General features: G+C 72.3%; 1 protein-coding gene. It reads left to right on the forward strand.

The window, feature by feature from the left end:
- Positions 1 to 99: 99 nt before the first annotated feature.
- Positions 100 to 1,191, forward strand: coding sequence for an ABC transporter permease (locus tag ACWEOZ_RS44345; RefSeq protein ID WP_451916677.1), 1,092 nt, complete (start codon positions 100 to 102; stop codon positions 1,189 to 1,191).
- The last annotated feature ends 157 nt before the right edge of the window (positions 1,192 to 1,348 follow it).

Here is a 1,348-nt window from a genome sequence, read left to right on the forward strand (position 1 = left end):
GGCTGCGCGCCCTGATCGGTACGGGGGAACAACGATGAGCACGCGGACAAAGGTGATCACCGGCCTGGCGCTGCTGGTCGCGTTCTGGGCGGCATCGCGATCGGCATCGCCACGATGATCGTGGTGACCGGCATCCCGGCGTCCAGCCAGGCCGCCCTGGTCGACCAGCTCAGCGCCCTGGGCACCAACACGCTGCAGGCAATGGCGCTGCCCGACGTCGACCCGCCGGCCCCGTTGCCGGAGTCGGCGGTGGCCATGGTCCGCCGGATCGGCCCGGTCACCGGCGCGAGCGCGGTCGCCAACACCCACACCGTGGTACGCCGCAACGACCGCACCGACCCGAGGGACGGCTCCGGCCTGACCGTGCTGGCCACCCGGACCGACCTGCTGCCCATCATCAACGCGCGGATCCGGTCGGGCGCCTGGCTGACCGCGGTCACCGAGAAGTTCCCGGCCGTGGTGCTCGGCTCGGTCGCCGCCGACCGGCTCGGCATCACCGGGCTGCCCGCCGGCGCGCCGTCGCCCCAGGTGATGATCGCCGACCGGAGGTTCACCGTGGTCGGCATCCTGGCCACCACACCGCTGACCCCCGACATCGACCGCTCGGTGCTGGTCGGCTGGCCGTCGGCGAAGTCCGAGCTCGCCTTCGACGGCCATCCGACCGTGCTCTACGTGCGCAGCGACGAGTCGCAGATCGAGGCCGTCCGTGACGTCCTGCCCGAGACCATCTCGGCCGAGCGGCCCGGCGCCGTGATGATCACCCGGCCGTCCGACGCGCTGGCCGCCAAGCGGGCCACCGAACGCAGCTTCTCGGTGCTGTTCCTGGCCCTGGCCGGGGTGGCGCTGGTGGTCGGCGGCATCGGGGTGGCCAACACGATGGTCGTCTCGGTGCTGGAACGGCGCTCCGAGATCGGCCTGCGGCGGGCGCTGGGCGCGACCCGCGGCCAGATCCGCGGCCAGTTCCTCACCGAGTCGGTGGTGCTGGCCACGGTGGGCGGCCTGGCCGGTACGGTCCTGGGCCTGCTCGCCACCATGGGGTACGCGGCCTGGCAGGACTGGCCGCTGGTGGTCCCGGCCCGCTCGGCGATGCTCGGGATCGGCGGGGCGATCGTCGTCGGCGTGCTGGCGGGCGTCTATCCCTGCGTACGGGCGTCGCGCCTGACCCCGACGCAAGCGCTCGCCACCGTCTGAACGCTCCGGGGCGGCGGCCGGGTTCCGGCCGCCCCCCCCGCCCCGTGACGTCTTCAGCGTGGCCGCGGCCTGACGCGCCCACAAGATAGGAAGAGCGTGGGGTAGGGAAAGAGTGTCGCGGAAGATGTGTAAAAAAACGTTGTCGCCGTATAAATAA

Source organism: Actinoplanes sp. NPDC004185 (assembly GCF_053603475.1).